A 13,014-nucleotide genomic window follows, 5' to 3' on the forward strand; every position below is an offset into this window, starting at 1 on the left:
GGGCAGGAGCGAGGCAAACATATGGCTGAAGTCGCAGGTCGTTTCTACGAAGTAATGTTCATCATCCGTCCCGATGCGTCGGAAGAAGATATGGATAAGCTCATCTCGGGTTTCGAGACCACCGTCACCAGTGGCGGCGGCAACATGCGCTCGATCGAGAAGATGGGCCGTCGCAAGCTGGCCTACACGGTTCGCAAGTTCAACGACGGCAACTACGTCCTGTTCACGATCGATGCCGATGGCAAGCTGGTCGCCGAGCTCGAGCGTCGTCTTCGCGTCTCCGAGCCTGTGATCAAGTTCCTCACGGTGCGCATGGACGAGGAAGAAAAGCGTCTCGAGAAGGTTCGCGCACTGCGTGCCAGCAAGACCAAGCGCTCTGCCCAGCCCAGCGCCTCGGCAGAAGCCGCTCAGGCCGCCCCGGCCCCGGCAGCACCCGCCGCCGCCCCGGCACCCGCAGCGACCGAAGCCCCGGCTCTGGCCTAACCCGTAGATTCAGTTTCAGGAACCGCCGCCGCGCTCAGGCGCTGGCAAGAAGGGAACAGCATTCATGGCAGACGAAATCACAGCAACTTCTTCCCCCTCCGAGGCACCACGTCCGTCTTCTGGTGGACCATCCTCCGGCGGCCCGCGTCCCCCGCGTCCCGCAGGCGGTGGTGGCCGCAAGTTCTTCCGTCGTAAGAAGGTCTGCAAGTTCTGCGTTGAGAAGATCGAGGCGATCCCGTACCGCGATGTCCGTCTGCTGCAGCAGTTCGTAGCGGAGCGCGGCAAGATCACGCCCCGTCGCCTGACCGGTGTCTGCACCACGCACCAGCGTCGCCTCACGCGCGCCATCAAGCAGGCTCGCAACATCGCGCTGCTGCCGTTCGCAGCCCGCTACTAGTCGTTTCGAAACTCAGGAGACCCGCACCATGGAAGTCATTCTCAAGGAAGATGTAGATCACCTCGGACAGCGTGGCGACGTTGTCAAGGTGGCCGACGGCTTCGGCCGGAACTATCTGCTGCCGCGTAAGCTCGCCATGCAGGCGACTGCGGCCAACAAGGCTGTGATTGAGCAGATGAAGGAATCTGCGGTCCGCCGCTCGGCCAAGGAAAAGGCCGAGGCCGAGCAGCTCGTCGCGCAGTACGACGCTGTGGAGCTCGAGTTCACCCGCAAGGTTGGCGAAGGCGAACACCTGTTCGGCTCCGTGACCTCGTCGGATATCGCCCACGAGCTCGAGGCCAAGGGCCTGACCACGGATCGCCGTAAGATCCACCTGCCCGAACCGCTCAAGCAGCTTGGTGAGTTCCTGGTGCCGGTGAAGCTGCACCGCGAGGTCAGTGCGCACGTCAAGGTTGTGATCAAGGGCGACGCGCCCGCCGCATAACCCGAAAGCCGCCTGCTCCGAGCAGGCGGCTTTTCTGCATCTCAAGCCCCATAGTTCCAATCCCGCCGCCTCTTGTTCGCTGAGAGGTGGCGTTCTCCATTCCGGATCTCGCGGTGCTTCGGTTGCGAGTCTGTGGATGCACCGGACTCAGGTCCGGTCCCCGAGGAGCAGCACCCCATGCCCAAGCCGATTGCCATCTATTACGAGCAGCCGCACTGGTTCAAGCCACTATTTGCCGAGCTTGAGCGTCGCAACCTCCCGTACGAGAAGCTGGATGCCGTCTCCCATCGCTACGCGATCGAGGACCGGCCGGAGCAGCGCTACTCACTCGTGGTGAACCGGATGAGCCCATCTGCCTGGAATCGCGAGCATGGCGACACCATCTTCTACACGCTGGGCTACCTTGACCACCTGGCCGCACGCGGTGTGCGCGTGATCAACGGCTCCGAGGCGTTTCGCTCCGAACTGTCCAAGGCTTCGCAGCTCTCCATGCTGGACGAGCTCGGCATCCCCTACCCCAAAGCGCGTGTGATCCATCGGCCGTCCCAGGCCGCTGACGCGACCGAAGGTTTGCGCTTCCCGGTCGTGGTCAAGCCCAACATCGGTGGTTCCGGTGCCGGGGTAAAGCGCTTCGACTCGCGTGAACAGCTCGCCGCGGCCGCCGAGGCGGGTGAGCTCATGTTCGGCCTCGACTCCACCGCACTGGTGCAGGAGTTCATCCCGGCCGCAGGGGGCTACATCGTCCGCTGCGAGGTGCTGGACGGCAAGTTCCTCTATGCCATCAAGGTGCACACCACCGGCGAGACCTTCGACCTGTGCCCCGCCGACATCTGCCGCACCACCAGCGGTGTCGACCTGAACCGGGCGGCCTGCGCCATCGATGCACCCAAGTCCGGCATCCGCGTCGAAGGCTATGATCCGCCCTCCTCCGTGATTGCCGATGTGGAACGCATCATGGCCGCGGCCGGCGTGGAGCTTGGCGGCGTGGAGTACATGATCGACGAGCGCGATGGCGCGGCTGGCGTTCCGCTCTTCTACGACGTCAACGCGCTTTCCAACTTCGTCGCCGATGGCGTCAATGTGGTTGGCTTCGATCCATTCGCACGACTGGTTGACTGGCTCAGCCTTGAAGCCACCAAGGCAGACGCAAAGCAGTGGCATTCTGAGCATGATGCCGAGCTGGGCATCGGGCAGGCTGCGGCTGCCCTGACAGCCGGGGTGCGCTGATGCGGTACGGCTTCTGGATGCCCGTCTTCGGCGGCTGGCTGCGCAATGTGGACGACGAGAATATGGAAGCGAGCTGGGCTTACACCAGGCGGCTCGCCCAGCGTGCCGAGCAGCTCGGCTACGACCTGTCGCTCATCGCCGAGCTCAATCTCAATGACATCAAGGGTGTGGAAGCGCCCTCTCTCGATGCCTGGTCCACTGCCGCCGCGCTGGCTGCGGTGACCGAGAAGCTCGAGATCATGGTGGCCGTCCGGCCTACCTTCCACAACCCCGCGCTGCTGGCCAAGCAGGCCGCCAACATCGACCACATCTCAAACGGGCGACTGACGTTGAACGTCGTCTCGAGCTGGTGGGCCGATGAGGCGACCAAGTACGGCCTGCACTTTGACCAGCACGACGACCGCTACGCGCGCACCAACGAGTGGCTTGATGTGCTCAACGGCTGCTGGTCGCAGCAGGGCTTCTCGTACGAAGGCAAGTTCTACAACGTTGCTGACAATGTGCTTTCACCCAAGCCCGTACGCAAGCCGCGCCCCACGCTCTACGCGGGTGGCGAGTCCGAGACGGCGAAGAACCTCATCGCAGGCAAGTGCGACGCGTACCTGATGCATGGCGACTCGCCGGCGCGTGTCGGCGAGAAGATCGCGGATATGCGCGAGCGTCGTGAACGCGCCGGGCTCGGCCCGATGGTGTTCGGCGTGGCCGGGTATGCGGTGGTGCGTGACACTCCCGAACAGGCCCGCAAGGAAGTCATCCGCATCACCGACGTGCAGCAGTCCGCGCAGGGCTATAAGAACTACCAGCAGTGGGTCACCGGCTCCAAGCTTGAGCAGAAGATCTCACTCGAGGACTACTCGGTTTCGAACCGCGGGCTGCGCTCCGGCCTGGTCGGCTCACCGGACCAGGTTAAGGAACAGATTGCTGCGTTTGCCGAAGTCGGTGTGGACCTGTTGCTGCTGCAAAGCTCGCCGCAACTCGAAGAAATGGAGCGCTTCGCTGAGCAGGTCATGCCAGCGCGCATCGTCGCCGGCGCAGAGAACGCGGGCAGCACTCTGGACGCGCAACTGACCGGGCTGTAACGCTCTCTCAACTCCGGCATCTTGTCGCCGCAACAAGCGCATGCGCCCCGCTGCTATGCTGGGGCGCATGCTTGGTTTTGCGCGCTGCGCCGTGCTTTTTCCTGCTGTTCTTGCCTCTTCGCTTGCAGCACAGACTTCTGTGGATTCCATCCTGCCGCACATCGACCGCACCGGCGCCCATCCCGCGTTGATCGTCGACGGCGCGCCATTTCTAATGCTGGGCGCGCAGATGAACAATTCCTCCGCATTCACCGCGACGCTACCCAGGGTGTGGCCCGCGATGGAAGAGCTTGGCGTCAACACCGTGGAAGCCCCGATCTACTGGGAAAAGTTCGAGCCGACCGAGGGTAGCTTCGATCCTTCTTCCATCGACCTGCTGCTGGCGCAGGCTCGCACGCACAACGTGCACCTCGTCCTGCTGTGGTTCGGCACCTGGAAGAACGGCAGCCCCGGGTACGCGCCCGAGTGGGTCAAGCTCGACGGAAAGCGCTTTCCACTCGCAGTCAGCAAAGATGGCCGGCAGTCTTTCTCCATGTCGCCATTCGCCCCGGCTACGCTTGCCGCCGACACCCGGGCCTTCACGACGCTGATGCAGCACCTCAAAGAGGCCGACCCGCAGCACACGGTGCTGATGGTGCAGGTCGAGAACGAAGCAGGCATGTGGGGCAACACGCGTGATTTTTCTCCGCAGGCAAACAGGCTTTTTGAGCAGCCCGTGCCAAAGGCGGTGCTCACCGCGATGGGCAAAGCCGACGCGCATGGCAACTGGAGCGAGGTCTTCGGCGCGGATGCCGACGGATACTTTCACGCCTGGGCGGTTAGCCGCTACATCAACCAGGTAGCCGAGGCCGGCAGGCGCGTGTATCCACTGCCGCTATACGTCAATGCGGCGGTGAGCGACCCCTTGCACAAGGCCACTCCGGGCAGCTTCGAGAGTGGCGCCGCCGTAGCCGACGCCTTGCCGATCTGGCACGCGATGTGTCCAGCGATCGACGCGATCGAGCCCGATATTTACCTGCCCGACCATGCCAGCTACACGGCCGTGCTCACGCAGTACGCGCTGCCTTGGAACCCGTTCTTTGTGCCCGAGACCGGCAATGCCCCTGCGTACGCGCACTACTTCTTTGCCGCGCTCGGCCACGGAGCCTTTGGCTGGTCGCCGTTCGGCATGGATCAGACCGGCTACTCCAACGCGCCGATCGGGGCAGAAAAAATTGATACCGAAACCCTCGCACCCTTTGCTCTCAACTACCGCATCGTCGCGCCCATGCAGCGCGAACTGGCGCAGTGGAACCGTGAAGACCGCGTGCGCGGTTCGGCAGAAAATCCGGATGTGCACACCGAGACGCTGCACTTCGCGCCCGTCGACGGCCAGCCCGCGCGGTGGTCTGCCACTGTCTCCTACGGCATGCCCACCTTCTACTCGTCAAAACCCGCGCCGGGCAATGCGAAGCCCGAGGGCGAAGCGCTCGTGGTGCAGCTTGGCCCTGACGAGTTCCTCGTCACGGGCGTGCACGCGCGTGTCGACTTCAACGCTCTTGTGCCCGCGAACGAGCAGAAGTCGCAGCGCATGTGGCTCTCGGTGGAAGAAGGCAGCTATGAGCAGGGTAAGTGGAAGGGCACCCGCCTGTGGAACGGCGACCAGACCGACTATGGTTTGAACTTCACCAGCGCCGCGCAGGTTCTGCGCGTGCGGCTGACTACGTTCTAGCGAAACTCGTTCTGTCGAAACAGCAGGAGCAGCGAGCCGCACAATGCGCTCACCGCCCCTGCCGTCTGCGCCCAGGTAAATGCACCGAGCAGCATCGGTTCGCCTGCCCAGCGTAGCTCCCCTTGCCCAAGGATGACCTGCAACACGCCCGCGAGTAGCAGCACCGTGCCGGCGGTGGCTCGTCCCGGGCAGCCATCCAGACGGTGCCCAGCGCAAGCAGGGCGAAACCCGCCGACCCGTACGCTGCCACTGGAACAAGCGGAACATCCAGAGGTGTTCCATACAGGGTGCGGGCCAGGTGCCTTGTGCAGATGACGCCCCACCTGGCCGCGACTATCCGCCCCGGCTCTGCGCCCTCGGCAAAATAGCCCGCGTGCACAAACGCGAGCAGCAACGTTACACAGGGCAACAGGGCGTTCGCGGCAAGCAGCACGTTCACCCGGGCGCGCATGAGCGATCCTGTCGCCACGATCAGGCCTATCACGGCCCCCGCATAGAGAAGTCGTGGATCCTCCACATGGAACAGGCTGAGCATCCAGGACGGATGCGCCACGAAGTCGCGCCAGCCTGCGATCAGAAGGATCAGCCGCGGACCCAGGATCAGGCCGGCCCCTGCGAGCAGCGCAGCGGTCGAGACCGGGTGCGCCGCGAGGCCCAGCCGCCAGGCCAGCCGCTCGGCTGTTCGCAGCGCGGCAAGCACGCCCAGCCCGATCAGCAGGCTCTGGATGGAGATGGAAAAGAAGGGAAAAGGGAGGAAAGGAAACACAGTCAGACCTCGAGGTCTGAAGCCCGGGCACGGGCTGGAGAAGAGGGCAGAACTGACCCGCGGGGCCGTACGCTGGCTTGCCGGTGAACCCGTCCTAAGACGGTGGGAACTCTCCGCGGCTCTTTAGGCATTCCGAACTGGCGGACACTGCGCACCGAGCCGATTGTCGAGTCGAGCTCCCTTGTTCAATGAATTATAGGTTCAACCGGCGTGACCAAACATACCTGCTTTGCAGGCCAGTCATGCTTCTCGGATGCTAGATCGCAGCTCGTCCGTTTGCAAGTCCACAAAAGCCTTCGCTGCAACCACTTTTCATCAGACGCGCCATTCTGGTCCTGGTTGCAGAAGTTTGGGTACCATCAGTCAGCAAACTCCGGGCACGGTGCACAGCATTAACCGGTGCGGCGTTTATCCTCGAGCACTTCATCGAGCAGGCCGCTCAGCGAGTGGGCCCGGCTCCGATGCGACTGCTCGGCTCCGGTCAGCGCGTCGAGGCGCGCATTCGTCAGCATCAGTTCGTCCGCGATATTGAGCGCGGCCAGTACGGCCACACGCAGCGAGTCCACCGTGGTGCCATGCGAGGCTACTGCACGCATCTTGCCATCTACCAGCAGGGCGAGCCGCTCGATGTACGCAGCGTCGTGCCCGCGCAGGTGGTAGGTCTGGTCGTAGATGGAGACAGTGACGAAGTCGCCATCGTTCCTGGTATTTTGCCCGCTCATTGGTCTCTCGCGTGGGATGAAACTAGCCTAGGTCGTCCAGTTGTTTCAAAAGCCGCTCCACGCGACCACGCACAAGGTCGCGCTCCTGGCTCAATGCCTTCAATTCATCCTGCGTCTGTCCCAGCTGGGCGCCTTGTTCGTCGAGCAGTTGCTGAAGGGCCGCGGCTGTTTCCTCGGCCCGCTGCCGCTCGCGTCGCTCCGTCCGCACCAGCTCCACCATCCGCATCACGCGCTCTTCAAGCGCGCCGAAACCATCCGCCTGGTCGTGCTCTTCCGCATGCATCTGAGGGGCTGTTGACATTGACAAAATCTCCCACCAAAGTATAACGCGCCTCTTTGCGCAGCATAGGCCGCGAGCATGCCATAAGTGCTTGGCGGAGTGCTACTTTGCGGGGCTTCCGTCGGTTAAAATGGAGTTAGCGTCCTGAGCCCGGGAAACCCTTCGGGGAGACTCGCGCGGAACGCGACCTACCTATGGCAGACGAAGAAAACCCGCAACTTCCCCTCGAGGGCGACAGCTCCAACGGCACTGGCGATCCACCCTCCGGCATCAACGCGCCGGGCGCACCCGGTGCCGCTTCACTGATCTCGATCAATATCGAAGATGAGATGCGGCGTTCGTATCTCGATTACTCGATGTCGGTGATCATCGGCCGCGCGCTGCCCGAGGTGCGTGACGGGCTCAAGCCGGTGCATCGTCGCATCCTGTACACGCTGCATGAAATGGGCCTGCAGTACAACAAGAAGTACACCAAATGCGCCAAGGTAGTCGGGCAGGCCATGGGGCAGTACCATCCCCACGGCGACTCCGCCATCTACGACACCCTCGTACGCCTGGCGCAGCCCTTCTCGCTGCGCTACCCGCTGATCGATGGCCAGGGCAACTTCGGCTCGGTCGACGGCGATCCGCCAGCCGCCATGCGGTACACCGAGGCGCGCATGATGCGCATCGCAGGCGAGATGCTTGCTGACATCGACATGGAGACGGTGGACTTTACGCCGAACTATGACGAGTCCACGCTGGAGCCGACCGTGCTGCCGGCACGCATTCCCAATCTCATCGTCAATGGTTCGGGCGGCATCGCCGTCGGCATGGCGACCAACATCCCGCCTCACAACCTGACCGAGGTCGTCAACGCGACGATCGAACTGGTGCAGAACCCGCAGGGCGGCCTGGCCGAAGTGCTCCAGCACGTACAGGGCCCGGACTTCCCAACCGGCGGCTTCATCTACGGCAAGAGCGGCATCGCCAACGCATATCGCACTGGCCGCGGCCGCTTCCTGATGCGCGCCAAGGTCGGCACGGAAAACATCTCCGGCGGACGCCAGGCCATCATCGTCACCGAGATTCCGTACCAGGTGAACAAGTCCAAGCTGATCGAGCGCGTGGCGGATCTTGTCCACGAGAAGGTCATTGACGACATCAGCGACGTGCGTGATGAAAGCGATCGCGACGGCATGCGTATCGTGATCGAGCTCAAGCGCGGCACCGAGTCGCAGATCGTGCTGAACCAGCTCTACAAACACACGCAAATGCAGGAAAGCTTCTCGATGATTTTTCTCGCGGTGGTCAACAACCAGCCGCGCGAGCTGCCCCTGCACGAAGCGATTCACCACTTTATCGATCACCGCGTGGACGTGGTGCGCCGCCGTACCGCCTTCCTGTTGCGTAAGGCGCGTGACCGTGAACACGTTCTGCTCGGCTACCAGATCGCGCTCGACCATCTCGACAGCGTGATCCGGATTATCCGCGGCAGCTCCTCCCGCCCGGATGCCCGCGAGAACCTCTTCCAGTTCTTCTCCGGCCGCACCATCACCGTGCGCGGCAATGCCATGGAAGGCGTCACGCTCGACCCGGCAAAGTATCTCAACGACGGCATCACTATCCTGCCGGCAACGCTGGTGCTGAGCTACCGTCAGATTGACACGATCCTGGAACTGCAGCTCTATCGCCTCACGCAGATCTCGATCGACGAGATCATGCGCGAGCTCAACGAAGTCCGCGGCAACATCGCGGAGTTCGAATCGATACTTGCCAGCGAGAAGAAGCTGCGCGACGTTATCGTCAAGGAATTGGAAGCAGTGCGCGATCAGTACGGCGACGCGCGCCGCACCCACATCCTCGACGAGACCGCCGAGCTGCAGCTGGAAGACCTGATCGCTGACGAGCAGGTTGCCGTTACCGTTTCGCACTCGCAGTACCTCAAGCGGACGCCGATCTCGATCTATCGCCAGCAGCGTCGCGGCGGTGTGGGCCGCATCGGCATGAAGACGCGCGAAGAAGACTTTGTGCAGCAGCTCATCGTCAACTCCACGCACGCCTTCCTGCTCTGCTTCACCAACACCGGCCGCATGTACTGGCTCAAGATCTACGAGATCCCCGACGTCGGTGCGGCAGGTCGCGGTAAGTCCATGGCCAGCCTGCTGAACCTGCAGCCCGGTGAGCAGGTACGCAACATTCTCGCGGTGCGCAACCTCGAGGAAGACGGCAAGTTCATCTTCTTCGCGACCCGCAAGGGCACCGTCAAGAAGACCCCGCTCAAGGACTTCTGCAACGTGCAGTCGCGCGGCATCATCGCCATCGGTATCGACGATGACGATGAGCTGATCGGCGTGCGCATCACCGATGGCAAGCAGATCATCTTCCTGGCCACGCATGAGGGTCTCGCGATCCGCTTCCCCGAAGACGGTGTCCGCTCCATGGGCCGTCCTGCCTACGGGGTACGCGGCATCGACATCCAGAAGAAGGATTACGTGGTAGGCCTGGCGGCGACACCTGCCGAGCGCACCACGGGCGAAGACGGCAAGCGCGACGCCTCGCTGATCCTCACGGTGACCTCGAACGGATACGGCAAGCGGACCGATGTGGACGAGTACCGTCTGCAGACCCGTGGCGGTAAGGGTGTCATCAACCTCAAGACCAGCACCAAGAATGGCACTGTCAACGCCATCCAGCTGGTGGATGAAACTTCGGAGCTGATGGTGATCTCGCAGTACGGCAAGATCATCCGCATCGACACCAAGACCATCCGCGCGGCCGGCCGCTCGACCCAGGGCGTCAAGCTGCTCAACCTCGATCCGGAAGACAAGGTGGCCGCTGCCGTGGTCATTCCTCCGGAAGAGCTGAAGGACGATCTGCCACCGCTGCTGCAGTAAGCGCTGCGACACGACGCAGGATCGGCACACAGCAAGGGCGCGGAAGCTTCCGCGCCCTTGCTGCGTCTGCCTGTCTCTCCCTTGAGGCCGCCCCACCGTGTCGGAGCCCTGCCCCGGCTCTGCCGACTTTCAGCAGGCGCAAGCCAGTTCTCCTTTGGACGAGAGCGCATGCTGAAGCCGCATCTTAAAGATGAGCGCGAACAGGCTTCGCTAAGCGCAACAGTTTCGCACTTTCAGGAGAACACTTATGACTTCCAAAGGACTGGCACTCGTCACCGGCGCATCAAGCGGCATCGGCTACCACCTCGCAAAGCAGCTCGCCGAGGACGGGTACGATCTCGTCATCTCCGGCGAGGAGCAGGGACTTACCGGAAAGGCCTCGGCAGACTTCAAGGCGCTTGGCGTCAACGTCACCTCGTACGTGGGCGATCTCACGCAGTTCCAGAGCAACATGGACCTGTGGCATACCGTGGAAGCGGCCGGACAGCCACTCGCCATTGCCTGCATCAATGCCGGCCTCGGCCAGGGCGGCATGTTTGCCGACACGCCGCTTACGCAGGAGCTGGAAATCGTCAACCTGAACTGCGGCGCAACCGTGCACATGGCCAAGCACGTGGTGAAGCAGATGCGTGGTTCCGGCGGCGGCCGCATCCTGTTCACGGCTTCCATCGTGAGCGAGATGATCGCCCCGGGCGAAGCGGTTTACGCCGCGTCCAAGGCCTTCGTCTTCCACTTCGCCAAGAGCCTCCGTTACGAGCTCAAGGACACAGGCATCACCGTGACAGCACTGCAGCCTGGCCCCACCGCGACTAATTTCTTCAACGCTTCCGGTGCGGGCGATACCAAGGTGGGGACCGAGGGCAAGGAGCAGAACCAGCCCGACGAAGTGGCGCGCCAGGGTCTCAAGGCGCTGTTCGCCGGCGAGGAGCATGTGTACGCCTCGTCGCTCACCACCAAGATCGAAGGCGCGTTGATGGGTCTTGTGCCGGAAGCACTGCAGTCGGCCATGCACAAGGGCATGATGGAGCCTGCCAAGAAGTAGGTTCTTTGGTTCTTGAGGACGGCAGAAACGGGTGCCCCCTGGGGCACCCGTTCTCCATCCCCGGCGCTTATTTCTGCACGGCCTGGGTCGCCTGGGCTTCCAGTTCCGCATGCAGCCGAACAGCCGTCCCGGAGGCCGCAAGCGTACGGGTCCAGTCGGCATAGCCGTGCTTGCGCACCGTCACTTCGTGCTTCCCGCTCGTGAGCGACAGCTCGGATGGCGTGTTGCCGGCAAACGCCCCGTCGATCAACACGTCACAGTTCGGGACGCTGGCGTCAATGGAAACCTGGGACATCCCGGCGGCCGCGCTGGCGCGGGTCGTATCGGCCGCCGGCGCCGTAAGCGCCGCCAGCTTCAGGTGCATGTCTCCATCCACGAAGGCGGTTGTTTCAAGCCCCTTGGGCAGCGTCAGGTCTTTGCCATGGATGAACAGGAACAGTGGCGCCGCTGGAAAAAACAGGATACCGGTAGCAACCATGGCCCCGGTCATCGCTCCTGTATGTCCGCCCGCTTTGCCACCTGCGGTGGCCCGCAGCTGCGCCTTTTCGTTGTCGACCAGCCGCACGCTGTCTACGTTCAGGTCCAGCCTGCCGCCACGTCCCATTGTCTTCTTGTGCTCGGCATCGGTAACCGTTGCCAGAGCGGTCGCGCCCTTGGCGATCACCGTTACGCCCTGCACCTGCACATCCTCCACCACCTCAAACGGGATCTGCTGCCCTGTCTTCGCGGTTGCGGAGGATACAGTATCGGAAAGCCGGAGCTTTACCGGGGTGCCGTCCAGCAGTGTGTCGGGTGCCGGAGCGGACGCGGCCTGCGCGGGTACGGCGGCCTTGATCGGCTGGGGCGCTGCCGTCTGCGCCAGGCCAAAAGTGTTGCACAACAGCATGGAACTGAAACAAAGCAACGAACAAACAGCTTTCGAAGAAGGCACGCAGAACCTTTCTGGTCGCAAAGAAGCAACGCCAAGGTAGCAGTTCTGTTTGCGTTGCCGGGTGTGCAGGCCTTCGGCGGAATTACGCAAGTAAGAAGGCGCGTTCTGAATCAAGACCGCGGTTTTTTGCAGTAGCCAGCTGAGCGGCTCACGACTACACTTCTTGCGCAAAGTTGCAATGAGGTGGATGACCCATGAGTTCTGCCGTGCAAGCAAGTTCCGCATTTGAAGAGCAACCGGATCCCAGTCCTCTGCAGCGCGTGCTGCTTGTGTTCTCCACGCCCTCGCGGGCGTTCGCCGGCCCCCGCCTGGCCACAAGCTGGTGGCTGCCGTATCTCATCATGATGATCGTAGGGTTCGGCGCCATCTCCATGATCGGGGCAAAGGTGAGCTGGGACACCGTGGCGAAGAACAACCTGGCCGCGTCGCCCAAGCAGCAGGCCCGCCTGGATGCTCTGCCCGCAGAGCAGCAGCAACAGCAACTTGCGCTTACAGCCCGTATCACGCGCACCATCGCCTTCATCAGCCCGGTCATTGCTCCGCTGATCGCCGGGGCGCTGATCAGCGGAGTGTTTCTCGCGACCTTTCGATTTGGCCTGGGGGCGCAGGTGCATTTCGCGCCTCTGTTTGCGGTGTACTTTTTCTCTTCATTGCCTATGGTGCTCAAGGGCCTGCTGGAGGCCGTAACACTTGCCCTCACGGCAGGCGTCGACACCTTCCAGATCAACAATCCGCTTGGCAGCAACCCGGCCTACTACCTGCAGGGTTCCGGGCTGCCGCACTGGGCGCTTTCCCTGCTGAGCTGGCTGGACGTGTTCCTGATCTGGCAGATCTGGCTGCTGATTATCGGTTGCGCTGTTGTTGCACGCATTTCCCGCAGCCGCGCTGCCTTGGTCGTGCTGGGCTGGACCCTGGTGTCGATCCTGCTGGGTACCGCGGGCGCACTCTTCACCTGAAAGGAAAAGGGAAGGCCGAAGCCTTCCCCTTGATAGGCCCAGTGCAGGCGCAGCCTGCGA

At 62.7% G+C, this 13,014-nt stretch carries 13 protein-coding genes and 1 other RNA gene; 9 read left to right on the forward strand and 5 right to left on the reverse strand.

Going from position 1 to position 13,014, the window contains the following annotated elements; translation table 11 throughout:
- The first annotated feature begins 21 nt into the window (after positions 1-21).
- From rpsF to D1Y84_RS08840, 6 genes are all read left to right on the forward strand, one after another.
- A complete protein-coding gene (gene rpsF / locus D1Y84_RS08815) occupies positions 22-483 on the forward strand; it encodes a 30S ribosomal protein S6 (RefSeq protein WP_124848182.1) in 462 nt (153 codons plus the stop codon).
- Between the two features lie 64 nt (positions 484-547).
- Positions 548-880: a 30S ribosomal protein S18 gene (gene rpsR / locus D1Y84_RS08820; RefSeq protein ID WP_124848183.1), complete on the forward strand. Its 333-nt coding sequence runs from the start codon at positions 548-550 to the stop codon at positions 878-880.
- A 28-nt stretch (positions 881-908) separates the two neighbouring features.
- Entirely contained in the window at positions 909-1,364 is a 456-nt protein-coding gene (rplI, locus tag D1Y84_RS08825; protein WP_124848184.1) for a 50S ribosomal protein L9, read from the forward strand.
- A 177-nt stretch (positions 1,365-1,541) separates the two neighbouring features.
- Complete coding sequence (locus tag D1Y84_RS08830; RefSeq protein WP_124848185.1) at positions 1,542-2,591, forward strand: RimK family alpha-L-glutamate ligase; 1,050 nt, start codon at positions 1,542-1,544, stop codon at positions 2,589-2,591.
- A complete protein-coding gene (locus D1Y84_RS08835) occupies positions 2,591-3,670 on the forward strand; it encodes an LLM class flavin-dependent oxidoreductase (RefSeq protein ID WP_124848186.1) in 1,080 nt (359 codons plus the stop codon). The genes D1Y84_RS08830 and D1Y84_RS08835 overlap by 1 nt, the downstream gene beginning before the upstream one ends.
- A gap of 40 nt (positions 3,671-3,710) precedes the next feature.
- The gene (locus D1Y84_RS08840; protein ID WP_233581292.1) at positions 3,711-5,381 is read left to right on the forward strand and encodes a DUF5597 domain-containing protein; all 1,671 of its coding nucleotides are present in this window, start codon (positions 3,711-3,713) and stop codon (positions 5,379-5,381) included.
- A gap of 49 nt (positions 5,382-5,430) precedes the next feature.
- On the opposite strand, the gene D1Y84_RS08845 is transcribed toward D1Y84_RS08840, so the two are convergent.
- The 4 genes from D1Y84_RS08845 to D1Y84_RS08860 all read right to left on the reverse strand — a co-directional run bounded on the left by D1Y84_RS08845 (position 5,431) and on the right by D1Y84_RS08860 (position 7,170).
- Positions 5,431-6,147, reverse strand: a complete 717-nt coding sequence (locus tag D1Y84_RS08845; RefSeq protein WP_158615399.1) for a prolipoprotein diacylglyceryl transferase family protein — start codon at positions 6,145-6,147, stop codon at positions 5,431-5,433.
- Positions 6,148-6,197: 50 nt separating this feature from the next.
- Positions 6,198-6,388: non-coding RNA, 6S RNA (gene ssrS, locus D1Y84_RS08850), on the reverse strand.
- Between the two features lie 151 nt (positions 6,389-6,539).
- Positions 6,540-6,869, reverse strand: coding sequence for a cell division protein ZapA (locus tag D1Y84_RS08855; protein ID WP_124848188.1), 330 nt, complete (start codon positions 6,867-6,869; stop codon positions 6,540-6,542).
- Between the two features lie 22 nt (positions 6,870-6,891).
- Complete coding sequence (locus D1Y84_RS08860) at positions 6,892-7,170, reverse strand: hypothetical protein (protein WP_233581293.1); 279 nt, start codon at positions 7,168-7,170, stop codon at positions 6,892-6,894.
- Positions 7,171-7,343: 173 nt separating this feature from the next.
- Between D1Y84_RS08860 and gyrA the strand changes: the two genes are divergently transcribed.
- Both gyrA and D1Y84_RS08870 read left to right on the forward strand, forming a co-directional pair.
- A complete protein-coding gene (gyrA, locus tag D1Y84_RS08865) occupies positions 7,344-10,025 on the forward strand; it encodes a DNA gyrase subunit A (protein ID WP_124848189.1) in 2,682 nt (893 codons plus the stop codon).
- Between the two features lie 247 nt (positions 10,026-10,272).
- A complete protein-coding gene (locus tag D1Y84_RS08870) occupies positions 10,273-11,067 on the forward strand; it encodes an SDR family oxidoreductase (RefSeq protein ID WP_124848190.1) in 795 nt (264 codons plus the stop codon).
- Between the two features lie 67 nt (positions 11,068-11,134).
- Here D1Y84_RS08870 and D1Y84_RS08875 read toward each other — a convergent pair whose 3' ends face one another.
- Positions 11,135-11,953, reverse strand: coding sequence for a PEGA domain-containing protein (locus tag D1Y84_RS08875; protein WP_233581294.1), 819 nt, complete (start codon positions 11,951-11,953; stop codon positions 11,135-11,137).
- A 239-nt stretch (positions 11,954-12,192) separates the two neighbouring features.
- Here D1Y84_RS08875 and D1Y84_RS08880 point away from each other — a divergent pair, with 239 nt between their 5' ends.
- Positions 12,193-12,954: a YIP1 family protein gene (locus tag D1Y84_RS08880; RefSeq protein ID WP_124848191.1), complete on the forward strand. Its 762-nt coding sequence runs from the start codon at positions 12,193-12,195 to the stop codon at positions 12,952-12,954.
- The last annotated feature ends 60 nt before the right edge of the window (positions 12,955-13,014 follow it).

This window comes from Acidipila sp. EB88 (genome assembly GCF_003858395.1).
Classification (GTDB): Bacteria; Acidobacteriota; Terriglobia; order Terriglobales; family Acidobacteriaceae; genus EB88.